The 26,315-nt window shown below is 65.9% G+C and carries 18 protein-coding genes and 1 pseudogene; 9 read left to right on the top strand and 10 right to left on the bottom strand.

Features of this window, described 5'->3' with window-relative positions:
* Window positions 1–8: 8 nt before the first annotated feature.
* On the bottom strand, window positions 9–2,489 hold the full coding sequence (locus tag NX775_RS03410) for a cation-translocating P-type ATPase (RefSeq protein WP_258834724.1): 2,481 nt from the start codon (window positions 2,487–2,489) through the stop codon (window positions 9–11).
* Entirely contained in the window at window positions 2,489–3,412 is a 924-nt protein-coding gene (locus NX775_RS03405; RefSeq protein WP_258834723.1) for a universal stress protein, read from the bottom strand. Before NX775_RS03405 ends, NX775_RS03410 begins: the two co-directional genes overlap by 1 nt.
* Before the next feature lie 164 nt (window positions 3,413–3,576).
* Here NX775_RS03405 and NX775_RS03400 point away from each other — a divergent pair, with 164 nt between their 5' ends.
* The 3 genes and pseudogenes from NX775_RS03400 to NX775_RS03390 all read left to right on the top strand — a co-directional run bounded on the left by NX775_RS03400 (window position 3,577) and on the right by NX775_RS03390 (window position 6,057).
* Window positions 3,577–3,984: a universal stress protein gene (locus NX775_RS03400; RefSeq protein ID WP_258834722.1), complete on the top strand. Its 408-nt coding sequence runs from the start codon at window positions 3,577–3,579 to the stop codon at window positions 3,982–3,984.
* Between the two features lie 9 nt (window positions 3,985–3,993).
* A pseudogene (locus NX775_RS03395) lies at window positions 3,994–5,755 on the top strand (PHA/PHB synthase family protein).
* 131 nt (window positions 5,756–5,886) lie between these two features.
* Window positions 5,887–6,057, top strand: coding sequence for a hypothetical protein (locus NX775_RS03390; RefSeq protein WP_258834721.1), 171 nt, complete (start codon window positions 5,887–5,889; stop codon window positions 6,055–6,057).
* A 55-nt stretch (window positions 6,058–6,112) separates the two neighbouring features.
* Here the strand turns inward: NX775_RS03390 and NX775_RS03385 are convergent, their stop codons facing one another.
* The 5 genes from NX775_RS03385 to NX775_RS03365 form a co-directional block, all read right to left on the bottom strand.
* Complete coding sequence (locus NX775_RS03385) at window positions 6,113–7,711, bottom strand: L,D-transpeptidase family protein (RefSeq protein ID WP_258834720.1); 1,599 nt, start codon at window positions 7,709–7,711, stop codon at window positions 6,113–6,115.
* Between the two features lie 145 nt (window positions 7,712–7,856).
* The gene (locus NX775_RS03380) at window positions 7,857–9,965 is read right to left on the bottom strand and encodes a TonB-dependent receptor (protein ID WP_258834719.1); all 2,109 of its coding nucleotides are present in this window, start codon (window positions 9,963–9,965) and stop codon (window positions 7,857–7,859) included.
* A gap of 47 nt (window positions 9,966–10,012) precedes the next feature.
* A complete protein-coding gene (locus NX775_RS03375; protein WP_258834718.1) occupies window positions 10,013–11,515 on the bottom strand; it encodes a DUF3526 domain-containing protein in 1,503 nt (500 codons plus the stop codon).
* Window positions 11,512–12,993: a DUF3526 domain-containing protein gene (locus tag NX775_RS03370; RefSeq protein WP_258834717.1), complete on the bottom strand. Its 1,482-nt coding sequence runs from the start codon at window positions 12,991–12,993 to the stop codon at window positions 11,512–11,514. The genes NX775_RS03375 and NX775_RS03370 overlap by 4 nt, the downstream gene beginning before the upstream one ends.
* Window positions 12,941–13,645, bottom strand: a complete 705-nt coding sequence (locus NX775_RS03365; RefSeq protein ID WP_258834716.1) for an ABC transporter ATP-binding protein — start codon at window positions 13,643–13,645, stop codon at window positions 12,941–12,943. The genes NX775_RS03370 and NX775_RS03365 overlap by 53 nt, the downstream gene beginning before the upstream one ends.
* Before the next feature lie 272 nt (window positions 13,646–13,917).
* On the opposite strand from NX775_RS03365, the gene NX775_RS03360 reads away from it, so the two are divergent.
* From NX775_RS03360 to NX775_RS03340, 5 genes are all read left to right on the top strand, one after another.
* A complete protein-coding gene (locus tag NX775_RS03360; protein WP_258834715.1) occupies window positions 13,918–15,279 on the top strand; it encodes an MmgE/PrpD family protein in 1,362 nt (453 codons plus the stop codon).
* A 53-nt stretch (window positions 15,280–15,332) separates the two neighbouring features.
* Window positions 15,333–16,268 (top strand): LysR family transcriptional regulator, encoded by a 936-nt coding sequence (locus NX775_RS03355; protein WP_258834714.1) that lies wholly within the window; start codon window positions 15,333–15,335, stop codon window positions 16,266–16,268.
* A gap of 75 nt (window positions 16,269–16,343) precedes the next feature.
* The gene (locus NX775_RS03350) at window positions 16,344–17,555 is read left to right on the top strand and encodes a CaiB/BaiF CoA transferase family protein (RefSeq protein ID WP_258834713.1); all 1,212 of its coding nucleotides are present in this window, start codon (window positions 16,344–16,346) and stop codon (window positions 17,553–17,555) included.
* A complete protein-coding gene (locus tag NX775_RS03345; protein ID WP_258834712.1) occupies window positions 17,552–18,529 on the top strand; it encodes a hydroxymethylglutaryl-CoA lyase in 978 nt (325 codons plus the stop codon). Before NX775_RS03350 ends, NX775_RS03345 begins: the two co-directional genes overlap by 4 nt.
* 53 nt (window positions 18,530–18,582) lie before the next feature.
* The gene (locus NX775_RS03340; protein ID WP_258834711.1) at window positions 18,583–19,569 is read left to right on the top strand and encodes a Bug family tripartite tricarboxylate transporter substrate binding protein; all 987 of its coding nucleotides are present in this window, start codon (window positions 18,583–18,585) and stop codon (window positions 19,567–19,569) included.
* Between the two features lie 72 nt (window positions 19,570–19,641).
* Here NX775_RS03340 and NX775_RS03335 read toward each other — a convergent pair whose 3' ends face one another.
* Entirely contained in the window at window positions 19,642–21,843 is a 2,202-nt protein-coding gene (locus tag NX775_RS03335; RefSeq protein WP_258834710.1) for an EAL domain-containing protein, read from the bottom strand.
* A gap of 288 nt (window positions 21,844–22,131) precedes the next feature.
* Between NX775_RS03335 and NX775_RS03330 the strand changes: the two genes are divergently transcribed.
* Window positions 22,132–22,554 carry a hypothetical protein gene (locus tag NX775_RS03330; protein WP_258834709.1) on the top strand — a complete coding sequence of 141 codons (423 nt, stop codon included), beginning with the start codon at window positions 22,132–22,134 and terminating at the stop codon, window positions 22,552–22,554.
* Between the two features lie 33 nt (window positions 22,555–22,587).
* Here the strand turns inward: NX775_RS03330 and NX775_RS03325 are convergent, their stop codons facing one another.
* Window positions 22,588–23,184, bottom strand: a complete 597-nt coding sequence (locus NX775_RS03325; RefSeq protein WP_258834708.1) for a PEP-CTERM sorting domain-containing protein — start codon at window positions 23,182–23,184, stop codon at window positions 22,588–22,590.
* Window positions 23,185–23,407: 223 nt separating this feature from the next.
* Window positions 23,408–26,149: a TonB-dependent receptor gene (locus NX775_RS03320; RefSeq protein ID WP_258834707.1), complete on the bottom strand. Its 2,742-nt coding sequence runs from the start codon at window positions 26,147–26,149 to the stop codon at window positions 23,408–23,410.
* Window positions 26,150–26,315: the final 166 nt, after the last annotated feature.

Below are 26,315 nucleotides of genomic sequence, written 5' to 3'. Positions count from 1 at the left end.
CGAGCTGGTCAGTGTCCATGCCGCCGCATCAGCAGCGCCGGCAGCAGCGCGCTAGCCAGGCCAACGACGCCCGCGCCAGCGACCAGTGCCGGTGCCAGCACCGCAAACTGGAACACCGCCGCCAGCCACGGCACGTACAGCGCCAGGGCCAGCAGACCCAGGGCCGCCGCCACGACCAGCCAGAGGATCCGGTTGGGCTGGCGCAGCGAACCGAGCAGGCTCGCGCCAGCAGCGCGGTTGACCAGAATCAGCGACAGGTTGGCAAACACCAGCGTGGTAAAGCCAAAGGCACGTGCCTGCGCCGGTGCCAGTGCGCCCAGTGCCCAGCCATACGCCAGGGCCACCCCCAGCAGGGGGCCGAGGCCCATGGCTAGCGTGCGGGCCAGAGCGCCGGGCGAAAACAGCGGCGCCTGCGCATCGCGGGGCGGGCGCTGCATCGCACCGGGCACCGCCGGCTCATTTTCGAACACCAGCGTGCAGGCGGGATCGATGATCAATTCCATGAACACGATGTGCATTGGAAACAGCAGGGGCGGCCAGCCCGCAAGGATCGGCAGGATGGCCATGCCGGCAATCGGTGCGTGCATCGAAATGACATAGCGGATCGACTTGCGCAGGTTGTCGTGGATTCGGCGGCCGGCGCCGATCGCATCGACGATCGACGCGAAGCGGTCGTCCAGCAGCACCAGCGCCGCTGCCTCGCGTGCCACGTCGGTGCCGCGCCCACCCATGGCGATGCCCACGTGGGCGGCCTTGAGTGCCGGTGCGTCATTGACGCCGTCCCCCGTCATGCCAACCGTGGCGCCGTTCCGTGCGAACGCCTGGACCAGGCGCAGTTTCTGCGTCGGGGCAATGCGCGCGCAAATACTGAGAGCACCGATGCGCGCATCCAGCGCGGCATCGTCCAGCGCGTCGAGCGCCGCGCCGGTGAGTACTGGCATGTCGGCCAGCCCAGCCTGCCGCGCGATGGCGCGCGCCGTGTCCGGATGGTCGCCCGTAATCATCACCACCCGGATGCCGGCCCCTACGCAGCGCGCGACGCACGCGGGGATCTCGGGCCGCAGCGGGTCGGCCAGGGCCAGCAGGCCGGTTGGTACGAACGGGATATCGGCAGCGCGGGTGGGCCAGCTGGCGTCGGGCAGGGTGGCCTGCGCCACCGCCAGCATGCGCAGGCCGTCCTGCGCCATGGATGACGCCGCGACCAGCAGCCCGGCGCTGACATTGGCATCAACATCGGCATCAACGTTGCACCACCCCAGCACGGTTTCCGGTGCGCCCTTGGCCGCTGCGATCAGGACCCCGTCGGGGCGCCGCCACACCTGCACCAGTGCCCGTTGCTGCGCGCTCACGCCATATTCGTGCACGAGCGACCAGTCCGGATGGCGCTGCGCGAGCGGCAGGTTTGCCGCGCCAAGACGCTGGACGGCGCGGTCGATCGGGTCGGGGCCCGTCGCAGTACTGGCCAGCACGGCTGTTTCAAGCAGCGGCGCCAGCGCGGTCGGCAGGGGTTCGTCCATCACCGGATGGCGCGCGCCGTGCGCGTACAGCGCCACGACGTCCATCCGGTTGGCCGTCAGCGTGCCGGTCTTGTCGACGCACAGGACCGAGATGGCGCCCAGCGTTTCGATCGCCGGCAGGCGCCGCACCAACACCTGCTGCCGCGACAGGCGCCAGGCGCCGATCGCGGGAAACACGGTCATCACGATCGCGAGTTCTTCGGGCAGCATCGACATGGCCAGCGCGATGCCGGCCAGTACCGCCTGCAGCCAGTCGCCGCGCATGAGGCCATAGACCAGCACCAGGACGACGCTGAACGCCATGCCCAGCACGGCAAAGGCGCGCGCCAGCGCGGCGCTCTGGCGCTGCAGCGGGGACGGCGCGGGCCGCAGCGACTGCAGTGACGCGGCAATCCGGCCCAGCTGGCTGCGCCCGCCGGTGGCAGCCACGCGGGCGATCGCGTGGCCCTGCAGCACCAGGGACCCGGCAAACAGCATGGCCGTTGCGTCCTTATCGACCGGCATCGATTCGCCCGTCAGCAGCGATTCGTCGGCCTGCAGTCCGGTGCTGTTGAGCACGTGGGCATCGGCCGGCACGCGGTCGCCTTCGTGCACGGCGACGAGATCGCCAGCGACGATCCCGGCGCTGTCGATCACGTGCCAGCAGCCGTCGCGCAGGACGTGCGCGCGCGGACTGGCCAGGTCGCGCAGCGCGGCCAGTGCGCGCTCGGTCTTGCCTTCCTGGTACAGGCCCAGGCCAAGGCTGACGGCGACCATCAGGCACAGCAGCAGCCCTTCGTCGAGCTGGCCCAGCGCCAGGTACAGCAGGGCCGCGCCCACGAGCAGCAGGAACATCGGTTCGCGGGCGCTGTCGGTGACGATGCGGCGCCAGGTGCGCCGTTCGGTTTCGGCCAGCGTGTTTGGCCCGTCCATGGCGATGCGGTGCGCGGCCTCGGCGGCGCTCAAGCCATCGGTCGTCGGGTCGGCGGCCATCAGTGCGCCATCAGCACCGGCACGGTCATCCGGTCGAGGAGCGTTTCCGTGACACCCCCCAACACCAGCTCGCGCAGGCGCGGCCGCCCGTAGGCGCCCATCACGATCAGGTCGGCATCCAGGCAATCCGTGCAGGCCAGCAAGGCGGCGCCGTCGTCGATCGGCGACGGTTCGACGTGCACCTCGCAGCGCACGCCCTGGCGGGCCAGGTACAGCGCCAGATCGGTGCCCGGCTCGCGCCCGATTGCCTCGAGCGGCTGGAACAGGACGATCGCCACCAGGCCGGCATCGCGCAGCAGCGGCATGGCGCCGGCGACGGCGCGCGTTGCCTGCAGGCTGCCGTCCCATGCCAGCATGATGCGCCCGCCGATCGTCTCGTGGCGGCGTACATGGGGAAGCACCAGCACCGGGCGGGCACTGCCCTGGACCACCTGCGCCGGCACGGGCCCGGCCAGGTGGGCCGCCGCCGGATCGTCGAGGTCGGTCTGGCTGACGATGACGAGGTCGGCGTAACGGCCTTGCAGCGCGAGCCCGCCGGCCGGGTCGTCGTCGGCATAGCGCCGCTCGTGACTGGCGACACCCTCGGCAGCGGCGATGGCGTCGAAGCGTGCCAGTGCGGTGTCGTGGTCGCCCCGGCGTTCATGCTGCTGCGCCAGCAGCATGGTGCTGCCGGCCTCGGCGTAGCGCGAGATGCCGGAAAAGGCGCTGCCGACGAGGTGCGCGCCGCAGCGCGCCGCCAGTTGCGCCGCGTACCGTATGCGCGCCTCGGCATGGGGCGAATGGTCGACGTGAACGACGATGGTCTTGTAGCACATGCTGCACCTCCGGATGGCCGTGACAGCCAGCGTACGGCGCGTCGTGGTGGTCAGTCCAGCGCGACGTTTGCGCTTGGTGCAACCGGTTTCACCGAATTTGACTTGCATCAAACTTGCCGGGTGAGGCTGAAGGCGGACCTCCGCCAGACAACGCGTCGCCGAGATTCTTGATGCATGTCATAGCGGTGTTCGTGCCGATACGACTAGGATCAACCCGATGCCCGACGATAGTCCGACGGCAGGCGCTGACACCCATTTTTGGAGAATGCCCCATGTTCCAGCGCATCCTGTTGCCGGTCGACGGGTCGTTGTCGATGACGCCCCTGGTGTCCACCTGCCTGACGTTTGCCGCCGGCATTGGGGCGGCCGTGGTGGCCGTGCATGTCGTCCCGCCCCCTGATACTGCTGATACCGCGTTGGCGCTGGCCACGCCGGCGCACGCAGAGCGCATTCTGGAGCAGGTGGCCGACACCGCGCGCACGCTGGGCGTGCCGTGCGAGTGCCAGATCTTGACCGGCGCCGAACCGTGGCGTGAAATCGTGCGCGCCGCGCTCGACCATCACGCTGACCTGATCTGCATGAGCTCGCATGGCCGCCACGGCGCCAGCGAGCACATTCTGGCAAGCCAGACGGCGCGGGTGATCGAGCACGCGCATCTGCCTGTTCTACTGTTTCGCTGAGGGGAGGGTATGCGCATTGCGGATCTGCCATCCCAGCCTGTGACCGGGGCCGCCACCCCTGGCGAGACGCCGGTGCGCGAGCTCGACCGCGCACTGTACGCCCAGCTCGCCTGGTGGACGCAGGGCCTGTCCCCGGCGTCGCTGGCGGCGGCCGCCACGGACTGGCTGGTGCACCTGGCCGGCTCTCCCGACAAGCAGCGCGAACTGGTCATCAAGGCGCAGCGCAAGCTGCTGCGCCTGGCGGCAAGCGCCGCCGCAAGTGCGGATCAGAACGGCGTACCTTGCATCACCCCGCTGCCGCAAGACCGCCGCTTCGCCGCGCCCGAATGGCAGGCGTGGCCATTCAACCTGATCCACCAGGCGTTCCTGTTCGAGCAGCAGTGGTGGTACAACGCCACCACCGGCGTGCCCGGGGTGACGCGGCATCACGAGCAGGTATGGACCTTTGCCGTGCGCCAGGCGCTGGACATGTTCTCGCCATCCAATTTCCTGCTGACGAATCCGGTCGTGCTCAAGGAAACCTGGCGTTCCGGCGGCATGAATCTTGCCATGGGTTGGCACAATGCGCTCGAGGACGCGAGCGGCGCCGCAGCGACGGCGCCAACGGGGTTCGAACCCGGCCGGGGCGTGGCCCTGACACCAGGCAAGGTGGTATACCGCAACCGTCTTATCGAGCTGATCCAGTATGAGCCGGCGACCCCTACCGTCTGCGCCGAGCCGGTCCTGATGGTGCCGCCATGGATCATGAAATACTACATTCTCGACCTGTCCCCGGCCAATTCCCTGGTGCGCTACCTGGTCGGCCAGGGCCACACCGTCTTCATGATTTCCTGGAAAAATCCGGACGCGGCCGATCGCGATCTCGGAATGGACGATTATCTGACACTGGGCGTGATGGCGGCCATCGACCAGGTCGCCGCGCGGCGCCCCGGGTACGCGATCCAGGGGCTTGGATATTGCCTGGGCGGCACGCTGCTGGCGATTGCCGCGGCCGCCATGGCGCGCGAGGGCGACGAGCGCCTGGCCAGCCTGACACTGCTGGCGGCGCAGGTCGACTTCACCGAGCCGGGCGAACTGGGCCTGTTCATCGACGAGAGCCAGCTGAACTTCCTCGACAACGTCATGGCCGGCAAAGGTTATCTCGACGGCACGCAGATGGAAGGCACGTTTGCGCTGCTCAATGCGAAGGACATGGTCTGGTCGCGCATGGTGCAGAATTATCTGATGGGGAAGGGCCGGCGCGTCACCAGCGATCTGGCGGCCTGGAATGCCGATGCCACCCGGATGCCGTACCGCCAGCAAAGCGGGTACCTGCGCAGCCTGTATCTCGACAACGATTTGGCGCAGGGCCGCTACCGCGTGGGCGGTAGTCCGGTCGCGTTGTCCGACCTGCACTTGCCCATGTTCGTGCTCGGTACCCGGCGCGACACGGTCGCGCCCTGGCTGTCGGTCTACAAGCTGCACCTGCTGGCCGACGCTGACATCACGTTCTGTCTGACGGGCGGCGGGCACAATGCCGGTGTCGTCAACCCCCCCGCTCGCAAGCGGCGGGCACGGCTACCAGATCGCCACGCGTGCCCGTGACGGCCGCTATCTCGATCCCGACGCTTGGTGCGCCGCGGCGCCGCAGCAGTCCGGCTCGTGGTGGCCGGCCTGGGAGCACTGGCTGCGCAGCCATGCCACAGCGCAGATCGCCGCCACGGCAGTGACGTCGGTCGATCCTGACGCGGTGCTGGACGATGCGCCGGGCCGTTACGTGCTGGTGCGGTAGGCATATTTCACCGATGTGCCACGGTGACGGCAGTTTTTGACGTGCATCATTCAAATTGCGTGCCCATCTCGGCACACTGCATGCCATGACTGCCAACCATATGGCGCTCATCCATCAATCAAGGAGCCCCCATGGATACCAAGAAAATGCGCCGCATGAACGCGGTCTTCTACGCGCTGCTGGCGCAGGCCGCTGCCGTCCACGGTGCTGCTGCGAAGGCGCCGGTGAACAGCACGTCGTCGTCCGTCAAGCAGGAGATTATCGACAGCGAACCCGTGAGCGACGCAGTCGCCGTGGTGTGACGGTGGTCAGGCGAAACAAGAAGGTGCAGGGCGCCGCGCCACGGCGGCGTGGCCCTTACTCCAGCTGCAGCGCCGCGATCAGCGCGGCGTCGCGCCCGTAGATGTCGGGTGCAAACAAGGCCCGGCCCTGACGATCGACCAGGGCCGTTGCATAGAACAGCACGACGGGCACCGGCGCGGCCAGCTTGACGAACCGGTTCTTGCCCGCACTCATGGCGGCCGTCACCTGTGCAGCGCTCCACTGTTGCGCGTCGGCCAGCACGAATTGCGCGAGCTCGGCCGGTTGTTCGACGCGGATGCAGCCATGGCTCAGGTCACGGTGCGTGCGCTGGAACAGTTCCCTGGCTGACGTCGAATGCAAATAGATATTCATCGGATTGGGGAATGCAAACTTGACGTCGCCCAGCACATTGCGTGAGCCGGGGCGCTGCCTGACCCTGGCGCCACCGGCCCGCAGGCGGCTTGCCGCATCGCCCGCGCCAACCTGCAGCACACGCCCGTCCGCCCCTACCAGTTCCATGTCATTCTGCTGCAGGTAGGCAGGATTGCGCGCCAGCTTCGGGAGGATTTCATTCTTCTGGATGCTGGCTGGAACATTCCAGTAAGGCGCGAATTCCAGGTAGCGCATTTCTCCGATGAACAGCGGCGTGGGCGTGCGACCGCGCGCGCCGACGATCACGCGCATTTCCAGCGCCGGCGCCGCAAAGTTGTCCCTGGCATCGAAGGTCCACAAGCGGTAAGTGGGCACGTTCACGACGACGACGCGCCCGTGTGCCGGCGGCGGTGGCAGCCAGCGCAGGCGTTCGAGCGTCAGCGCCAGCTGGGCGATGCGATGCGCGGGCGGCACCGACAGGGCCGTGACCGTCCCAGCGCCCAGTACGCCGTCTTCATCCAGCCCGTGCCGCGCCTGGAAACGCCGCACGGCGCCCGCCAGTGCCGGCGTATAGATGCTGTCGCTGTCCATGGGCGCCTGCGCGTCCAGATCACCCAGCAACTGCAGCCGCGCCTGCAGCAGGGCCGTGCCCGTGTAAGTCTCGCCGGCGTGGATGGCGGCCCGTGCGACCGGCGGCAGCGCGGGCCAGTCCGGTGTCGCACGAGACAGTTCGCGGTACTGTGCCAGCGCCGCCTTGACCCTGCCATACAGCGGAATGGCGGGCGCCGCGGCGTCGATGGCCTGCGCCAGCCCTTGCGCGTCGCGCACGGTGGCCAGGCGCTGGCGCGGGTCGAAGCCGGTGTCGGGCGCTGCGGCAACCCGGCTGGCCCAGGCCGCGCGGCCCCCGTGCAGATCGCACAGGTACTGCATCATCGCGCGGTCGAGATCGCGCACGAATGCCGCCGATGTGCCCTCCGGGCCGGCCAGCCGCCGGGTCAGCTCGTCCACCTGATAGCGGCGGACGTCAAGTCCGTGCTCGGGCGCCGCGCGCAGCAGTTGCAGTGCGAGCGGGGCCAGTTCCTGCGCGCCGGCCAGCCAGGATGCAGCGGGTGCGGCGCCCGGGGCACAAGGATCAACGGCAGGCGCCGGGACGTCGGCGCCCACGCCGGCATCACGGGCAAACGCGGCGGAACCCGTGGCAGCCTGAAGCAGCAACAGCAGGAGGAGATGCGCGGCGCCGCCATGTGCTTTGGCGGGCCAGGTCAGACGGGGAACTACCATGGGGTGTGATGCATGCGCTGTGATGGAGGGGTAATGTGACAGGCATCAAAATTACACCCTGCGGCGCCTGGTAGTCGTTGATGTGCATCAATCGAGTGGGTCGCCGCAGCAATGACCGCGCCACCGTGGACGCGGTCTCTCCCAATCAGAAGTAGTAACGCAGCGACGCCCCGGCCGTGGCCTGCGGCACGGTCGTCACCAGCAAGCCACCGGCCGTGCCATACGCAATGTCGCTGGCGAACTCGTGCGGCTGCAGCGTGGCGAACAGTGAACCCTGGAACTTTCCCAGATCGTAGGTCGCCTTCATGTCGTAGCGCACATAGGTCGGCATGTCGCGCTCGTACAGCGGCGTGCCCATGTAATAGGGATTGCCGGCCGTGACATATACGTCGCCACTGAGCGACAACCGGCCCGGGCCCATCGCCGTGCGGTACTGGACGCCGGCTTTCCACGTGTGTTCCGGCACCGACAGGCGCGGGCCGGCGCCAGGCGCCGGGTTGTCCAGCTGCGCGCGCAGGATGCGGCCGTAGCTCAGATACGTGTTCAGCGCGCTGCTGATCTGGTAGTGCAGGTCAAGTTCGAGACCGCGGCGCGTGGTCTGGCCGGACGCGACGAACACGTCCGGCGCCGTGTTGATGATCTCGTCGTCATTCTGGATGAAGTAGAACGCGCCGGACACGCTCAGGCCGTCCAGTGGCGCCGCCTTGAAACCGAGGTCATGCGAGCGCACCCGGCTCGGATCGATGCCAGGATTGCTGCGCCCGCCAAGCGCGCCCAGCGGACCCAGACTGCCGCTGGTGCTGATCTGCTCGGCCGCCGGTGAGCGGAAGCCCTGGGCGATGTTCGCGTACAGCTCGACAGTCGGCAGGACATTCCAGATGGCGCCGTATTTTGGCGTGACCACCGAGGCTTCATAGCCGGTCGATGCGGCGGGCAGCTTGCGGTTGACGAGGTCGTAGTCGAAGCGGTCGTAGCGCGCGCCGCCGTGTAGCTTGAGCGTGGGCAGCATGCGGTACTGGCCCTGGATGAACGCGCCATAGGTCAGCAGGTCGAGGTTTTGGTTGTTGACGTAGCTGGCGGTCGGTTGGCGGTTGCGGTATTGCTGGCGGAACGCATCGCCCTTGTCCTTGCGCGCTTCAAAGCCGGCCGTGAGTACCCCTGCTGAGCCGAAGACCCAGGTATTGCCGCCGCGCGCGCCAAAGATGTCGCGCTCGTCATAGCCATAGGTGTGCAGCGTGGTGCTGGTCTGGATCGCGCGGCTGCGTGCAAAGTCCTCCGCATAGGCGGTGGCGAACCAGCCCGCGTCGCCCGATGCCGGACTGCGGTTGAACACGAGCGTCTTGCGGTGCGCGTCGCCAAAGCCCGGCAGGTTGAACATGGTGTCGTGCGGATCGACGAGGCCCGCTTCCATGGCCGGCAGCGACAGGTAGCCGGCGCCAGCATAGTCCGACTTGTAATAGGTGGCGCGCAGGCTGTAGACACCGTCACCGATATTGGTCGAGAGCTTCCAGAACAGGTTGTTGCGGTCGAGGCTGGCGCCGTGGCGGAAACCGTCGAGGCTGTAGCGGTCGGCCACTACCAGTGAACGGATGTGCCCGAAGTCATTCGACAGAACGAGCGAGCCGCGCCGCCCGCCATAGCTTTCCACGGTGACCGTGGCGCTCGACGGCGTGGCCGCGCCGCCTTCGCGGGTGCGGATCGCCACCGCGCCGGCGCGGTTCTGGTCGCCGTACAGGGCCGAGACCGGGCCCTTGATGACGTCGAACGTGTCGATCATGTCGCCCGTCATCCATTCGAGGAAGGCCGGACCGTGGCCCGCGCCGCCCTGGCTCGATGGAATGTTCTGCGGCACGCCGTCGATATAGATGGCGGTGTCGGCGCCGTGCGTGCCCTGGGTGGCGAAGCCGCGCATGCGAAATCCATTGCCGGTGTCGCCCTGGTCGATATTGTTGGCGACCACGCCCGGCACGCGGCGAAACACGTTCGAGATGTCGCGGCCAATGTCCAGCGTGGCCAGGTCTTCGGCTGTCACGGTGGTCACGCTGCCCGGCAGTAACTTGTTGCCCAGGCCAGGCGCCAGCCGTTCATCGTCGCCCCGCTGGCCCCGGACTTCGACGACCTGCGCCGAGGATCCGGCCAGCGGCGCGAGGTCAGGCGTCTCGTCATCAGCCACGGCAACGCCGCCAAACAGGCAGGTGAGCATGACGGCGTGGGGAATTGCACGCAGGCGGGTGAAACGGGTAGCGGATTGCAAGATCAATACTCCAGTGGGTGGCAGGGTGAGGGTGAGAGAAACAGATATCAGCAGCGCTGCCGGCGGCGCTCGCGCCAGAGGGCGATGCAGGCCAGCACGGCAAAGGCGCAGGCCCAGACCGGCAGCATCCAGGTGCGCGCCGGCATGTGCGCCGGGCGCGCCAGAGCAGGCGATGCGGCGTAGCGGGGCACCGCATCGAAGTCGCGGAACCCATAGCCGCCCAGACAGGTGCGGGCGCACGGCGCCTGTTCGTCGCCCAGTGCTGCGCGCTGAATGGTGGCTTGGAACCAGTCGCGCAAGCGGCCCTGGTGGCGCGCGACGTCCTCGATGAAGCGGCGATGGCGGGCGCGGTCGGTGCCGGCGGCGTCGGCGAAAGCTTCATTGGCGAGACTGACGGGACTGAGCACGCTCATGCGGGTAAAGAACGCAGCGCGCGCATGTTCGGCCAGCGCGAATTCGCGTTCGATGCCTGACATGAGACGTTCGGTTTCCTGAGCCCGGTGCAGGCGTGACACGCTCGAAGCGACCTCGCCCGGCGCGGTGCGCCTGGGTTTCCATTCGGGATGGCTGTCGTAGAAGCGCGCCAGGCTCCCGGCCTGGTCGGCATTGACCTGATCAAGGGCATCGCGCATGGCTTGCACATAGCGTTCGCGGGGCGGCACCGGTGCCGCGATGCGGGTGACGGCGTCGAGGGCGGCCGGCAGCACGATCGCGAACAGCAGCCACAGGCCGAAGCCGGCAAAGGCGGCGCTCATGCGGTTCGCGCAGCAGGCGCAGACGGCGATGCCGACGCCGCTCCAGAACGCCGAGTACAGCAGCACCAGACCGGCCCACTGGGCAAGCGCGCCTGCCCCGGCGCCATCGAATGGCACGGCGCCGGACAGCAGCGCGGCGCCAGCGACGCCCAGGATCAGCAAGATCGTCGCGAGCAGGACGCGTACGCCGGCCTGGACAAACAGGATGCGCGCCGTGCCGACGCCCTGCAGCAGCAGGCTGCGCAGCCGCAGGCTCTCGCGGTCTTGCGTCAGCACCGACGCCGACAGCGTCAACAGGATCAAAGGCCATAGGTAGACCACGAAGAACATCAGGTCGTAACGGCCCGATGCCAGGCGGGCAGGGTGGTCGATGTCGGTGGCAGTGCGCACCGACGCCATCGATTCGGCCCGCACCCGCACATAGGCCGGCTGGATGTCGGCCAGGCCGATCGCCAGCGCCGCACCCGGCAGCGCCGGCATGACGGCAAAGCCCACGTGCTCGCGAAACGCGTAGCCGCGCACGTCCACTGGCGTGCGGTAGTACAGCACGCCGGCAAATTCGGGCGCGTCCGGCTGCGCGAAGTAGCGCGCTGCGAGATCCCTGGCCGCAGTGCGCGCTGCGGCCTCCTGCGCGACTGCCGCCTGGCTCGCGGCCTGCGCGTGCCGCTGGAAGCGGGCGCCTTCAAACAGGCCATACCAGGCCAGCAACAGCGCCGCCGCGAGCAGCAGCAGCGTGCCGCGCTCGCGCAGCAGTGCGCGCAGATCGAAGCGGATCAGTGCCAGGGTGCGGATCATTTGACGCTCCCGAGACGAAGGCGCCGTAGCGCTGCCCAAGCGAGGCCAATGCTGGCAACGAGCAGCGTGAAGAGCGGCAGCAACCAGCGCACGGCCACTTCACGCAGATCGAGCGCCGCAAAGCCAAACGTGAGCGGGGGAATGCTGCGCCACAGCGCCGCATCGGCCTGGTACTTGACACCATCGCGGTCGGGATGACGCGCCAGGTCGCTGTTGAGCAGGTTCTGCATCAGGCGGCGGTGGGTTTCGGCAGCGCGGATGAATTCGACGTGGCTGGCGCTGTCGCTGGCGGCCAGCCGGCTCGACAGCCCTGCGATCGCGGCGGCCGGCGACAACCAGCCCGCCAGCGCCATCGCCCGGTCCTGGCTTGCCAGCGCGGCGAACAGCGGGCCGTAATGGCGGTCGAAGACGACATTGCCATGGGCTTCACTGCGCAGCTGGCTGATGCCAGCCCAGTTGACCGGCAGGTCGGCCACCTTGTCGACGCCATACTGCTTGAGCAGTTGCTGCTTGTGGCGCTCGGCCTCCTGCGGATCGTCCGGCATGCCGAGGTCGTCGTCGACGGCTTGCCGGAATGCCTGCGCGGACGGCAGCGGCGCGGCCGATTGCGCCAGTTCGGCAGCGGCGCGCGGCAGCACGAGCGTGAGCGCCGTCCACAGGGTAACGAGCAGGGCCAGGCTGGCGCGCAGCGTGGCCGCATACGCCGACGCGGCCGTGATGATGGCAGCCCAGACAGTCAGGTAGACGAGGTAGCCGCCACCGAAGAGCAGCGCGCGCAGGCCCGGATCGGCAACCGGTTCGCCGCCGCCGGCCTGCCACTTCAGGGCGACGATGGCGACGATGGCGGGCAGCGACAGCGTCATGGCCAGGCACAGCAGGACCGCGCCACGTGCGACCGCGATTGCGCCCAGTGGCGCACCGTTCAGGCGCAGCGCCGGCAGCATCCCGCGTTCGCGCTCGCCGGCAAACATGCCGAAGCCCAGAAAGATCATCGCTGCCGGCGCCAGCACTTGCAGCACCAGCGCGGGGCTCAGGCGAAACTGGCGGTCGGCGCCCGCGCTGTCGGCGGCGGGGCGGTACACCATGTCGTTCTGCTTGTGCGCTTCCAGCCAGATGCTGGACCCCACATATTGTTCGATGCCGGGATCGATCGCCGCCAGTGTCGGCAGCGGCTTGAACGCGTACACGCCGTAGTGGGCGGCAGAATGGGGATTCTTGCTGCCCTGGTGCACCCAACGTTCGGCCTCAGCCGCAGCCGCGACGGTGCGCGCGGCGCGGGTGCGTTCCAGGTCGAGCGAGGCCAGCAGCGCCGCGCCTGCGGCCAGCGCCAGCCCGAGGGCCAGCACGAGCGCCACGCGCCAGTCACGCCGGCGCTCGCGCCAGTCGGCTTGCCAGGCACCGATGAAGGCTTGTCGCCACACGTGATCAACCACGGGCCGCGAGACTGTCGAGGTAATTGCGTTCGAGTTCGCCGGCATGCAGTTCTCCAAGTTGCCATTCGCTGACCAGATGGCCGCCCACCAGGACGCCACAGCGGTCCGCCAGTTCCTGCGCGCGCAGCAGGTCGTGCGTGGCCATGATCACGGCCGCCCCGTCATTGGCGACGGTGCGGATCAGGTGGCCGAAGGCGACGCTTGCTTCCGGATCGAGGCCCGAGGTCGGCTCGTCGAGCACCAGCACGCGCGCGCCCTTGGCCAGCGCCATGACGATGCCGACCTTCTGGCGCATGCCTTTCGAATAGCCGTGCGCATGGCGGTGCCAGGCGTGGCGGGGCAGGCCGACCCGCTCGAGCAAGGCTTCGATTTCGGCCGTGGCAAGCCGGCGCCCCAGCAGGCGCATGAAGAAGTCGACGTTCTCGACCCCGGTCAGGCGTTCGTACAGGGCCACGTTTTCGGCGATGTAGGCGGCGTGCCGGATCGCAGCCTCGGCCGGCATCAACGGCGAACCGGCCAGCGTGATGCGGCCGGTATCGGGTTTGACGAAGCCGAGCAGGCAACCGATCGTCGTGGATTTGCCGGCGCCGTTCGGGCCCAGCAATGCATAGACCTGGCCCGCTTCGACGTGCAGGTTGAGGTCGTTGACGACGACCCGCTCGCCGTAGCGCTTGGTCAGGTGTTCAATGCGGATCATGGCGTCTCGTGAGGTACGGGCGTGCAGAGTGGACCGGCTGGCACAGGACGTGCGCCTTATTGATAATGATATATCATTACTGACAAAGTGAACACTATTTCATGGTTGGCAAGAAAGGTGCATGGTTGGCTTGCATGGCGGTAATCTGACAGCAGCATGGTGGTATCAAATTTTTCTATTTCTTCATGGCCGGTATTGCTCTCTATGATGGTCGCAGAGCGCCATTGAGTCGCAGTACGCCGACCACCAACATCAAGAACCAAGGAGACCACATGGCTGACCACCAGCACCCGAGCCAGCTGCTCGCCAGCTTCGCCGCCAACCTGCGCTACGAGCAGATTCCCGACGCCGTGCACATGCGCACCGAAGACCTGTTTCTTGACTGGATCGGTTCCGCGCTGGCCGGCCGCACGTCACGCGCCGTACAAACCATCGACCGCTACGCGCAGACGATGGGGCCGGGCGGCGGCCCCTGCGAGGTGCTGATCTCGCGCCGCACCACCACGCCGCTGTTCGCGGCAATGGTCAACGCGGCCGCCTCGCACGTCGCCGAACAGGATGACGTGCACAACGGCTCGGTCTTCCATCCCGGCGCAGTCGTGTTTCCGGCGGCGCTGGCCGTTGCCCAGTCGATCGGCGCCAGCGGGCGCGACCTGCTGACGGCGGCCGTGGCCGGTTACGAGGTCGGCATCCGTGTCGGCGAATTTCTTGGCCGTTCGCATTACCGCATCTTCCACACGACGGGTACGGCAGGCACGCTGGCGGCCGCAGCGGCGGCGGGGCACCTGCTCAAGCTCACACCCCACCAGATGCTGCATGCGTTCGGCTCGGCCGGCACCCAGGCGGCGGGCTTGTGGGAATTCCTGCGCGATGCTGCGGACTCGAAGCAATTGCACACAGCCGCCGCGGCCGCGAACGGCTTGACCTCGGCCTACCTGGCGCAGGACGGTTTTACCGGTGCGCGCCGCATCCTCGAGGGCGCGCAGGGAATGGCGGCGGGCATGTCGAGCGACGCCGATCCGGCCAAGCTGACCGACCGCCTGGGCGAGCGCTGGGCGCTGGCCGAGACGTCCTTCAAATTCCACGCGTCGTGCCGGCACACGCATCCGGCCGCCGACGCCTTGCAGCAGGTGATGCGAACCCACGGCCTGCAACCCGGGCAGATCACGCGCGTCGTCGCGCACGTGCACCAGGGCGCGATCGACGTGCTGGGCGCGGTCGTCGATCCGCAGACGGTACACCAGGCCAAATTTTCGATGGGGACGGTGCTCGGGCTGATCGCGCATTACGATGTGGCCGGCCTGAGCCAGTTCGAGGACAATTTCAATGCGGCGCCGATTGCCGCGTTTCGTGGCAAGGTGGGCATGGAGTTCGACGACGAAGTCGACACCGCCTATCCGGCGCGCTGGATCGGTAAGGTCACGGTCGAGACAACCGATGGCCGGCGCCTCACCGGCCGCGTCGATGAACCGAAGGGCGACCCCGGCAACACCTTGTCGCGCGCTGAACTCGAACAGAAAGCGCTGCGGCTGGCGCTGTTCAGCGAAGCCGCGAGCGAGGCCGAGATGTACGCGCTGGCCGAACGCGTCTGGCATCTGGCGGATGCCCCCACGGTGGGAAACCTGTTTGCCTGAACAGACCTGATACAGTCGTGACACTCTCGTCTTCCGCTGTATCAGCTTTTCCGATGGCACTGAACAATATCCTCAGAAGGCTGGACCTCACCAGCCTGCAGCTTTTCCTGGCAATCCACGAAGAAGGTTCACTCACCCGCGCCGCCGAGCGCGAAGCCATTGCCGTCTCGGCCGCCAGCAAGCGGCTGGCCGACATGGAGCGGGCGCTGGGCGTGGCGCTGATGGTGCGCGCCGCGCGCGGCATGACCTTGACCCCGGCCGGCGAATCGCTGCTGACGCATGCGCGCCGCATCCTGCAGAGCGTTGACAAGATCGGCCAGGAACTGGCCGAGCACGCCCAGGGCTTGCGCGGTTATGTGCGCATGGTGGCGAACCTGTCGGCCATCGTGGAATTTCTGCCGGAAGACTTGCGCGCCTTCCTGAACCTGCACGAGCAGATCCGGCTCGACCTGGAAGAGCGCCCCAGCGGCGACGTCGTCAAGGGCGTCGAAGACGGCTTTGCCGAGATCGGCATCTGCTCGGGCGACACCGATACCCGCGACCTGCACAGCCACCTGTACCGGCGCGACCGCATCGTGCTCGTCATGCGCCACGACCATGCGCTGGCCGGGCGCGGCCGCGTCCCGTTCGCGGACACGCTCGACTTCGATCATGTCGGCCTGCACGCGGACAGCTCCATCAACAAGCGCACGCACCTGGCGTCGCGCGCCTCCGGCCGGCCGTTGAAAACCCGCATCCACGTGCCAGGCTTCGACGCCGTGTGCCGCATGGCGCAGGTGGGCATGGGTCTGGGCGTGATTCCCCACGAAGTCTTCACCGCCATCGGCCAGCCACTGGGCCTGGTGGCCGTCGAGATTGACGAGCCATGGGCCGAACGCGAGCTGCGCATCGTCGTGCGGGAAGAAAAGGGCTTGTCGCCGGTGACGCGGGCGCTGCTCGCGCATCTGGGCGCTGCCGAAGAGCGTTCGCGGTTGACGAAGGCTCGTTGAAAAGAAACGGTTGGACGGGCAGGGTCCGTTCTCTCTATGCTGGGTCGACAAGCTACAACCATCGACGAGACCAGCATGAACCTCAACAGCAGCATTCCCGACGGCGCCTTGCGCGGCGTGCGCGTCATCGAAATGGGCCAATTGATCGCCGGCCCGTTCGCCGGCAAGACCCTCGGCGAATTCGGCGCCGACGTCATCAAGATCGAGGCCCCCGGCAGCGGCGACCCGCTGCGCAACTGGCGCATGATCAAGGAAGGTACGTCGGTCTGGTGGCAGGTGCAGTCGCGTAACAAGCGCTCGATCGCCCTCGACCTGCGCAGCGCCGAAGGCCAGGACATAGCCCGCAAGCTGATCGCCGAAGCCGATGTGCTGATCGAGAACTTCCGCCCCGGCACCCTGGAAGGCTGGGGCATGGGCTGGGATGCGCTGTCGGCTCTCAATCCCGGCCTCGTCATGCTGCGCATCTCGGGCTATGGCCAGACCGGCCCGTACCGCGACCTGCCGGGCTTCGGCGCCATCGGCGAAGCGATGGGCGGCCTGCGCCACCTGACAGGCGAACCCGACCGCGTGCCGGTGCGCTGCGGCGTGTCGATCGGCGACACGCTGGCCGCACTGCACGGGACCATCGGCGTGCTGACGGCGCTGTACCACCGCAAGGTCAATGGCGGCAAGGGCCAGGTGATCGACGTTGCCCTGCACGAGGCCGTGTTCAACGTCATGGAAAGCCTGCTGCCCGAATACAGCGCGTTCGGCGCCGTGCGTGAAGCGGCCGGCAGCGCGCTGCCCGGCATCGCACCGTCGAACGCCTACCGCTGCAACGACGGCTACGTGCTCATCGCTGGTAACGGCGACAGCATCTTCAAGCGCCTGATGGCCGTGATCGGGCGCGACGACCTGGCCCACGACCCGGCGCTGGCCGACAATGCCGGCCGCGTCGTGCGCGTGGCCGAGATCGACGCCGCCATCAGCGTCTGGACGGCAACGCGCCCGATCACCGAGGTCCTCGACCTGCTGGGCGGTGCCCGCGTCCCGGCCGGCAAGGTCTATACGGCGAAAGACATCGCGGAGGACCCCCATTACCGGGCGCGCGACATGATCCTGGCCCAGTCCACGCGCGACGGTTACGACCTCGAGGTGCCGGGCGTCGTTCCCAAACTGCTGGGCACGCCAGGCACTGTGCGCACCTCCGCGCCGGGCCTGGGTGACGATACCGATGGCGTGCTGCGCGAACTGGGCTTGAGCGAGCCGGACATCGCCGCCTTGCGCGACAAGGGAGTGGTCGCATGAACCGGTGGAACGGCGCCGGTCGCCGCATCCACATGCAGGAAGTCGGCACGCGCGATGGCTTGCAGGCCGAGTCGGTGTTCGTACCGACCGCCGACAAGATAGCCCTGGTCAACAGCCTGTCGCAGGCCGGCATGGCCAAGATCGAAGTGACCGCCTTTGTTTCACCCAAGGCGATTCCGGCGCTGGCCGATGCCCAGCAGGTGATGCTCGGCATCGAGCGCGTGCCGGGCGTGATCTACAGCGCGCTGGTGCCGAATGTACGTGGCGCCGAGCGCGCAATCGAGAGCCGCACCGACGAGCTGAATCTGGTGATGTCGGCCAGCGAAACGCACAACCTGGCCAATCTGCGCATGACGCAGGCGCAATCGTTCGAGGGCTTGTGCGAAGTGGCGGCCCTGGCGCGACAGGCGGCGCTGGCCGTGAATATTTCGTTGTCGTGTTCGTTCGGCTGCCCGATGGAAGGCGACGTGCCGGAAGACACGGTGCTGGCCTGGTGCGCGCGCTTCATCGACGAGGCGGGCGCCGACGGCGTTACCCTATGCGACACGACCGGCATGGCGTACCCGAGCCAGGTGGCGTCGCTCACGGCGCGTTTTCGCGCAGCCTGGCCGGATACCGAACTGAGCCTGCACTTTCACAATACCCGCGGCATGGGCCTGGCCAATGTGCTGGCCGGAATCGACGCGGGCGCCGACCGCTTCGACGCGTCGCTTGGCGGCATTGGTGGCTGCCCGTATGCGCCTGGCGCCTCGGGCAATGTCTGCACCGAAGAGGTGGTGCATGCGCTGCAGTTGATGGGTTACGACACGGGCGTCGATCTGGGCCGCTTGCTGGACGCATCGTCGCAGCTGCCGGCGCTGATCGGGCACGAGACGCCGAGCCAGATCGTCAAGGCAGGCCGGCGGCTCGATCTGCACCGGCCACCCGGGGATTTTGAAGCGATCAGGGAGCGCGCAGAAGCGCGTCCGGCTTGAACCCATGCCATCGCCCGCACGAACAAAACTATTTTAATAATTCAGGAGACACCATGAAATCGATTCACTCGCTGCGCATTCGCGCAGGTCTGCTCGCCGTCGGCGCAGCACTTGCCAGCATCGGCGCGCACGCGCAAGACAACTATCCCGCGCGCGCCATCACGCTGATGGTCTCGGCCGCGCCGGGCGGCACGACCGACCTGGCCGCGCGCATGATTTCCGATCCGCTGTCCAAGGCACTGGGCAAACCGGTCGTCGTCGAGAACCGGCCGGGTGGGGCAGGCGCAATCGCTGCCTCGGCCGTCAAGCGGGCCAAACCGGACGGCTATACCTTGCTGGTGCAGTACTCGGGCTTTCACGTCATCACGCCGCACGTGGTCAAGGCCGGATTCGATCCGATCAAGGACTTCACCCCGGTTGCGAACCTGATCGTGGCGCCGCAAGTGTTCGTCGTGCGGCCCGATCTGCCGATCAAGACGCTGCCCGAGCTGGTCAGCTACGCCAAAGCACATCCCGGCAAACTCAATTACGCGTCGTCTGGGAATGGCTCGCTGCAGCACGTGACGGGCGAAATGCTGAACCGGATGAGCGGCACGAATATCGCCCACGTGCCGTACAAAGGTACGGGGCCGGCCATTACCGATCTGCTGGGGGGTAACGTCGAAATGACCTTTACGACGGCGCCGCCGCTGCTCGCCCACATCCGGTCCGGCAAACTGCGCGCCATTGCTGTGACCGGCAATGTTGCGCTGCCGAGCCTGCCCAACGTGCCGACGACGGCGACGATCAAAGGGTACGAGAAGCTGGACGTGAGCTCGTGGTTTGCCGTGTACGCGCCCGCCAACACGCCCAAGCCGATCGTGGACAAGCTGACTGGCGAGATCAAGAAAATCATGGCGACCGACGCATTCAAACGCAAGGCGCAGGAGCAGGGTGCATATGCCGTGTATATGACGCCGCAGGAATTGGCAGCGCATACGGGCAAGGAATATCAGACGTGGGGCAAGTTCGTGAAGGATGCGAAGATCACGGGGGAGTGAGGGCGTACTGCACCTGCTGTTGAAGTCACAGCAGAAGTGGTTTGCCGGGAGGGCGATCCCCCGGCAACCACGTCAGGAATTGAGCACGTTGACGAAGCCCCCCAGCGGCATCGGCCGGTGAAACAAAAAGCCCTGCATCGTCGAACACCCGTGCGCACGCAGGTAGCGCGCCTGCACTTCCGTCTCCACGCCCTCGGCCACCAGGTCGAGATTCAAACCGCGTGAAATCGAGATGATCGCCAGCACGACCGGATAATGCCCGTCCTCGTCGCTGATCTGCTGCACGAACGACTGGTCGATCTTGATGGTGTGGATTGGAAACCGGTGCAGATACGCGAGCGATGAATACCCGGTGCCGAAATCGTCAATGGCCACCGACACACCCAGCTGCCCGAGCTTTTTCAGCTGCTCGATCGCATATTGCGGATTGCGGATGCAGATGTTTTCGGTGATCTCCACGGCGATCCGCCCGGGGCCGATGTCGTAGCGCTCGAGGGCATTGCGCATCGTTTCGAAGAATTTGCTGTGGTCCAGATAATGCGGCGACAGATTCAGCGACAGCGTCAGCTGGTCTGCACCATCCGTTCCCCACTGCGCCATGTCGCGGCACAGCGTGTCGATCATCCACTCCGAGATCGGCACGATCAGGCCACTTTCTTCGGCGAACGGCAAAAACTCGCCAGGCATGATCAGGCCACGCACCGGATGGTTCCAGCGCATCAGCGCCTCGGCGCCGATGATGCGGCCACTGGCGGCGTCAATCTGCGGCTGGTAGTACATCTCGAGTTCGTTGCGCTCGAGCGCGCGGCGCAGATGCTGTTCGAGGGCGACGTTCTGGTGCAGCGCATCGTGCATCGACGGGTCGTAGAAGGCGTGGCCATTCTTGCCGAGGTCCTTCACGCGGTACATTGCGATGTCCGCATTGCGCAGCAGCTCGTCGATCGATTCGCCGTGTTCGGGGTAAATGGCCACGCCGATCGACGCCGAGATATGCACTTCGTTGCCTTCCAGGTCGAACGGCTGTTGCAGCCGCTCGATGAACTTGTCGGCAACCACGCGTGCATCGTCGCGCGAGCGCAGGTCGGGCAGCACGATCGTGAACTCGTCGCCACCCTGGCGCGCCAGCGTGTCGCCTTTGCGCAGGCAATCCTTCAGGCGCTGCGCCACCTGCTGCAGCAATTTGTCGCCATGGCCGTGGCCGAGCGTGTCATTGACGAGCTTGAAGCGGTCCAGGTCGATGAACATCACCGCCAGTTCAGTGCGCTTGCGCCGGGCCTGCAGCATTGCCAGGCCGAGCCGGTCCTTGAACAGCACGCGGTTAGGCAGGTCGGTCAGGATGTCGTGGTAGGCCTGATGATGGATGACCGCCTCGGCACGCTTGCGCGCGCTGACGTCGCGCGCGATGCCGTAGGTGCCGACATAGGTCGGCGTGTGCGGATCGCGTTTTTCACGGTGCATGCCGATCGCGTTAAGTGAAATCGTCATGACGGACGTGTCGGCAGCGTCGTGCGTGTGCTGCTGGCCCGCGCGGCACGTCACGCGCAGCTCGACGTCGCGCGAGGCCCGCTCGCCGACGCGCCGCTCGTTGAACACATAGAGTGCACGCTCGTGGTCTTCGGCATGCAGCAGCGCCGTATAGTGCTGGCCCAGCAGCTCTTCCCGTTCGTAGCCCAGCATCTGGCAGGCGCGGTCATTGACGTAGGTGAAGCGGCCTTCATGACCGAGCATGTAGATCATGTCGGGCGAGGCATCGACCAGATAGCGGTATTTTTTTTCGGACAGCGCGAGCGCCGCCACCATGCGGCGGTTGGTCTGCTGCAGGTCGCGCTGCCTGAGCGCGTTGTCCACCGTGCGCAGCAATTCTTCGCGGCTGAATGGCTTGCGCAGGTAATCGTGAGCGCCGCGCTTCAGGGCCCCGATGGCGGAATCGATGCCGACGGTGCCGCTGACAACGATGACGTCGGTCTTGATGTCGTGCTGGTTGATGAAGTCCATGACCTCGTGGCCGTCGACATCCATCATCAAAAGGTCAAGCAGCACCAGGTCGAAGCGCTGCTCTGCCAGGCACGCCAGTGCTTCGTTGCCGCTGGCAGCCGTACTGATGGCGTAACCGCAGCCTTTGAGCATTTCCTGCAGTGAAGCAAGTACGCGCGGCTCGTCGTCGACCAGCAGCAGGCGAGGGCGGTGGGAAGGCGGGGTAACGGAGGCGTCAAGATAAGTGGGCAGCGTGCCCCGGATGCTGGCCGGGAGTCCGGTAGTTCGAAATCGATTCATCGTCATTCTGTCAGTGCCGTGCGATTTTCTGTGTCTGGCGCCCGTGAGCGCTGCAGACGTCATGTCTTATCTTCCACATAATGCCAGCTTATTCGTTGCATTTGAGGCATGACAATGCAATCGTGTGCAGAAATGCGTCATGTCAGATGGGTTTCGTTCCTGTATGACGACAGAAATGCCGCAGCGCGCACCATTTTTTCTTGATGGTGACTTGTCAAGGCGGCTTGATCGTGTTCAGGGAACTATTGCTGTTCTGATAAACTGGTACGCTGCCGGCTTGATTGCGGCGTGCCATTTCTGAAGGAATCGATCCGGGAGGTCAACGTGGGTGGTTTGAACAAGCTATTCTTTTCACTGCTGCTGATGGCGGCAAGCCACGGCCAGGCGGCTCAGTTGAACACCCGGTCCGCTTCGCCGACAGCCACGTCGACGCCCGTTTGCCCGGCCCAGGACATTTCATTTTTCATCCAGCAATTTTCCAGCGACGAGGCGGTGCAAAGTCTCTACACCACGATCCAGTCGGCTGAATTTCCCGTCATGCCCCTGGTGCAGGAGCGCAAGGACAACGCGCTCCTCATGCGACTGGAAGACGTGACGGCGTCGACGGCGCGGGTCAATCTAACCAAGCCCGACAGCGATTATCTGGTGTCGTATTACTTCAAGATGGACGATTGCTGGAGACTGGTCAGTATCGAGAACCAGTCTCTCTGACGCAGCGCGCAAGCGACTGCGCCAGGTTGCTGCTTACGCTGCCTTGCCGCGTGAGCGACGACGACGCGCCGTGAAGCCCATCAGCGCCAGTCCAGCGCCCATCAGCATGCCCGTTGCCGGCTCAGGAATGTCGGTGCCAGGGTCGCCAGGCACGTTATCTCCCGTCACATCGAACGTGATCGTGCCGAAGTTCCACACACCGTCCGGCGATACTTGTGAATCATTGAAATCCTCGTAGAATTCCAGTCGCAGAATGCCATCGGCGCCGACCGCGAAGTCCAATCCGAAGTCAATCAGGTTGGCTGAATCGGCGTAGCTGCCGGTGCCAGGATCTGCATTCTCAAACCCAGGGTTGAAATAAACCCCGCCTGTCTGCGCCGAGTTACTGAAGTACAGGCCGATTTCGGATAAATAGCTCGGTGTGTATGCGGTGATGTTGACGTCGTAGACGACACCGATAACCCGCGAGCCTGCGCCGACGTTCAGGGTAAATACCGTGTTTCCGGCTGTTCCCGGCGCACCGAAACTTTGCACCCCAGCCACATTGACCACAAACGGTACGGCAAAGGCAGAGGTGCAAACCAGCAACGACAGGCCGACAAGCAGATTTTTTAGCGTTCGCAGGGACATGGTTTTCTCCGGTTAGTGTGAGCCTTGTAACTAGCAGTAACCGTGCCATGCCTTTAGATAGTTTCAAGCGTCTGATTCCAATCGGAATTTTAACTGACGCCTGATTCCTGTATTTACAAATGTAAGCTTTTCCGACAATCTCATTCAACACGCGTTGAATCTCGTTCATTGAAAAAAATCGGGATACCACTGTTTGGCGGAATCCCGTGAAGACCGTCAGGCCTTATTTGAACGAGTAATTGGCACTCGCATAAAAACGGCGCCCGCGCGGATCGGTATAGCTTGGGTCGTAACCGGACAAAAAGTAATATGCCTGGTTCGAATAAGGCGGACTCGTGTCGAACAGATTCTGGATACCCACGCGCAGTTTCAGGTTTGTATTGACTGCATACGCGCCCGACAAATCCCACAACGAATAATGCTTGACCCGGTTGGCCGCCACCACGCTGCCATTGTCGATATTGATCGCCGTATTCTGGTCTTCGTAGCCGCTCGAGAACGTATTTTGCAAGCTGGTCGACAGTGGCCCGCGATCCCAGTCGACACTGACCGTATGGCGCCAGCGCTGGACCACGCCTTTCGTCACGAAGCGATTCAGATTGCTCACGAACGGATCGCCGGGAGCATTCTGGATTTTCGACGTCAGCACATAGGTGCCGTTCAGGCGCCCGCCGAAGCGGCCGATGGCCGTGTCGACGCCGCGTACCGTCAGCGCCAGGTCGAGGCCGCGCGCCAGTTGCGCGCCGCGGTTGTCCTTGCGCAGTTCGATGTAGTCGATCAGCCCATCCTCGTCGCGATACACCAGGTCGCCGTATTTGGCCAGGTTGCCGAGGATGATGTCGTCGCCGATTTCGCTGATGAGGTTGGTGCGCTTGATGTTCCAGTAGTCGAGCGATGCGCTGACATGCTTGCCGGCGGCGAACACGGCGCCCAGCGAGAACTGGCGGCTGCGTTCGGGTTTCAGCGCGTCGTTACTGTAGCGGCGCGTGTCCCAGTTGTCGGCGCAGTCCGAATAATTGTTCTCGACCGTGGCGCAGTAGACCGGATCGGGCAGGGTGGCCGTGCTGCTGTAGACGGTCGGGCGGTACAGCTCTGTCATCGACGGCGCGCGGAAGCCCCGGCCGGCCGAGCCGCGCAGCAGCAGCGCGTCGCTTGGCCGGTAGGTCAGGCCGATCTTCGGACTGGCAGCGCCGCCCACGTTTTCGTAATGGTCGTAGCGTGCCGACAGCTGTGCTTCCCACTGTTGTGCGAACGGCACCAGCACTTCGCCATAGACCGCCGCCACATCGCGGCTGTCGCTGGTGGCGCGGCCGCCTTCGGGCGCGGCGTCATTGTTGATGTTGTCGCTCAGGAGCAGGGCCGATGGCGTGAACTGGTTTTTCTCGCGCCGTGCTTCACCGCCAATCGCCACCGCCAGGTCGCCGCCGGCCATCGGCATCAGGGCGCGCGACAACTTGACGTCGACGGCGTCGAGCGTGCCGCGAGCGCGGCGCACGACATCGTCGACCTGGATGCTGTCGATCAGCGCGCGGCCTTCCGGGCTCGATGGGCCGAACGGGTTGATGCGGCCGTCGGCGATTCCTTCGAGCAGCTCGTTGTAGAGCAGATAGCCATGGGTGTCGCGGTCCTTGACGGTGTTGACGCTGTGGTTGTACGCGGTGTCGTAATCCCAGCCGCCCACGGTGCCCGTCACGCCGACGACGACACGCACGCCTTCGCTGGTGAGGGTGCTGGTGCGCTGGCCCGCTTCGTTCAGGCGCATGCGCAATTCCAGTTCGCCCGGGATGTCGTCGTCCAACCCATCCAGGCCGGTGCCGGCCAGTTGCGGCACCCGCGAATAATCGATGTATCCGGCCACGCGCGCCGAACTGCCGGTGTAGTCGGTCTTGGCGCGGCTGAGCGCCACCTCAGCATATGCCTGGTGCGAGCCGCCCAGCTTGATGACAGCGCGGCTGAGCACACTGGCTTTTTCGGACTTCGGATACAGCTCGGTGTCGCCCATATAGTTATAGGTACAGGCGTCGACGCCGCCCGTGCCATCCGGCAGGTACACATTGGCCGGCGGCGCGCAGCCCGGGACCGACAGGTTGATCAGGCGGTTCGTGATCGGCTTGCCATTGAGTGTGAAACCGATCTCCTGCAGATGGTCGCGCTGGGCCGACGTCAGGCGGATATTGGCGGGACTCGTGTAGCTCGACAGCAGGTGACCGAGGCGCTGCTCGACCTGCAGGCCCGGGATGAAGCTGCGCTGCGACGTGTTCAGGGGATTGGTGCGCTGGAAGTCGGCCACGGCGAAGATGTTGTAGCCATCGCGCTCGAGCACACCCTTGCCGGCGCTGAGGCTGGCGGTGCGCTTGCCGGCGCCGCCTTCGTCGGTCGTGCCGACGTACACGTTCGCTTCCAGTCCCTGGAAGTCCTTGCGGGTAATGAAATTGATGACGCCGCCGATGGCGTCGGTGCCATACAGTGCCGAGGCGCCGTCGAGCAGCACTTCGACGCGCTCGAGCGCGGCGGCCGGGATATTGTTCAGGTCAACGCCGCTGTCGTCGCCGGGAGAGGCGAAGTTGGCCATGCGCCGGCCATTGAGCAGCACCAGCGTGGACGAGGTACCGATGCCGCGCAGGTTGGCGCTATTGAACCCGCGCTGGTCGCCGCCGACATTGATGCTGGCGCCGTCCGTCAGGCCGTTGCTGTTGGCCGAGACCCGTCCCATCAGTTCAGCGGCAGTGGTGACGCCTGTTTTTTCGATCTCGGCCCGTGAAATCGTTTGCACAGGCAGCGCGGTTTCAGACTGCACGCGGCGGATCGCCGAGCCCGTGACTTCGACGCGCGGCAACTCGGCTGCCGATACCGCCGGCAATGTCTGCGCGGCCAGGGGCAGGCTGGCCAGGGCAATGGTCGTTCCGGCGCACGCCAGGAGCACACCACGCACGGCGCGGGCGCCTGCTTTCAAATTCGTATTCATCCATTCTCCGTTATTACGTCAGGCACATTGATTGATATTAAACGGGCGCGAGGTTGAAGGGATGCAACAAATGGAGAGCGATGAATAGATGTTGTAAATATGGTACGCGTGTGCGTAAAAAAACCGCCGCGTCTTTCGACGGGCGGTTTATAGAGGCATCAGCCAG

This window comes from Massilia aurea, assembly GCF_024753205.1.
Taxonomy (GTDB): domain Bacteria; phylum Pseudomonadota; class Gammaproteobacteria; order Burkholderiales; family Burkholderiaceae_D; genus Telluria; species Telluria aurea.
The sequence above is the reverse complement of the archived record's forward strand: the minus strand, read 5'-3'. Positions and strand labels throughout refer to the sequence as shown.

What these genes read in the sequence shown, in the direction of transcription:
- NX775_RS03410 (WP_258834724.1), bottom strand. Translation starts at nt 2,489, where the DNA reads ATGGCCGCCGACCCGACGACCGATGGCTTGAGCGCCGCCGAGGCCGCG.
- NX775_RS03405 (WP_258834723.1), bottom strand. Translation starts at nt 3,412, where the DNA reads ATGCAAGTCAAATTCGGTGAAACCGGTTGCACCAAGCGCAAACGTCGC.
- NX775_RS03400 (WP_258834722.1), top strand. Translation starts at nt 3,577, where the DNA reads ATGTTCCAGCGCATCCTGTTGCCGGTCGACGGGTCGTTGTCGATGACG.
- NX775_RS03390 (WP_258834721.1), top strand. Translation starts at nt 5,887, where the DNA reads ATGGATACCAAGAAAATGCGCCGCATGAACGCGGTCTTCTACGCGCTG.
- NX775_RS03385 (WP_258834720.1), bottom strand. Translation starts at nt 7,711, where the DNA reads ATGGTAGTTCCCCGTCTGACCTGGCCCGCCAAAGCACATGGCGGCGCC.
- NX775_RS03375 (WP_258834718.1), bottom strand. Translation starts at nt 11,515, where the DNA reads ATGATCCGCACCCTGGCACTGATCCGCTTCGATCTGCGCGCACTGCTG.
- NX775_RS03370 (WP_258834717.1), bottom strand. Translation starts at nt 12,993, where the DNA reads ATGCCGGCGAACTCGAACGCAATTACCTCGACAGTCTCGCGGCCCGTG.
- NX775_RS03365 (WP_258834716.1), bottom strand. Translation starts at nt 13,645, where the DNA reads ATGATCCGCATTGAACACCTGACCAAGCGCTACGGCGAGCGGGTCGTC.
- NX775_RS03360 (WP_258834715.1), top strand. Translation starts at nt 13,918, where the DNA reads ATGGCTGACCACCAGCACCCGAGCCAGCTGCTCGCCAGCTTCGCCGCC.
- NX775_RS03355 (WP_258834714.1), top strand. Translation starts at nt 15,333, where the DNA reads ATGGCACTGAACAATATCCTCAGAAGGCTGGACCTCACCAGCCTGCAG.
- NX775_RS03350 (WP_258834713.1), top strand. Translation starts at nt 16,344, where the DNA reads ATGAACCTCAACAGCAGCATTCCCGACGGCGCCTTGCGCGGCGTGCGC.
- NX775_RS03345 (WP_258834712.1), top strand. Translation starts at nt 17,552, where the DNA reads ATGAACCGGTGGAACGGCGCCGGTCGCCGCATCCACATGCAGGAAGTC.
- NX775_RS03340 (WP_258834711.1), top strand. Translation starts at nt 18,583, where the DNA reads ATGAAATCGATTCACTCGCTGCGCATTCGCGCAGGTCTGCTCGCCGTC.
- NX775_RS03335 (WP_258834710.1), bottom strand. Translation starts at nt 21,843, where the DNA reads ATGAATCGATTTCGAACTACCGGACTCCCGGCCAGCATCCGGGGCACG.
- NX775_RS03325 (WP_258834708.1), bottom strand. Translation starts at nt 23,184, where the DNA reads ATGTCCCTGCGAACGCTAAAAAATCTGCTTGTCGGCCTGTCGTTGCTG.
- NX775_RS03320 (WP_258834707.1), bottom strand. Translation starts at nt 26,149, where the DNA reads ATGAATACGAATTTGAAAGCAGGCGCCCGCGCCGTGCGTGGTGTGCTC.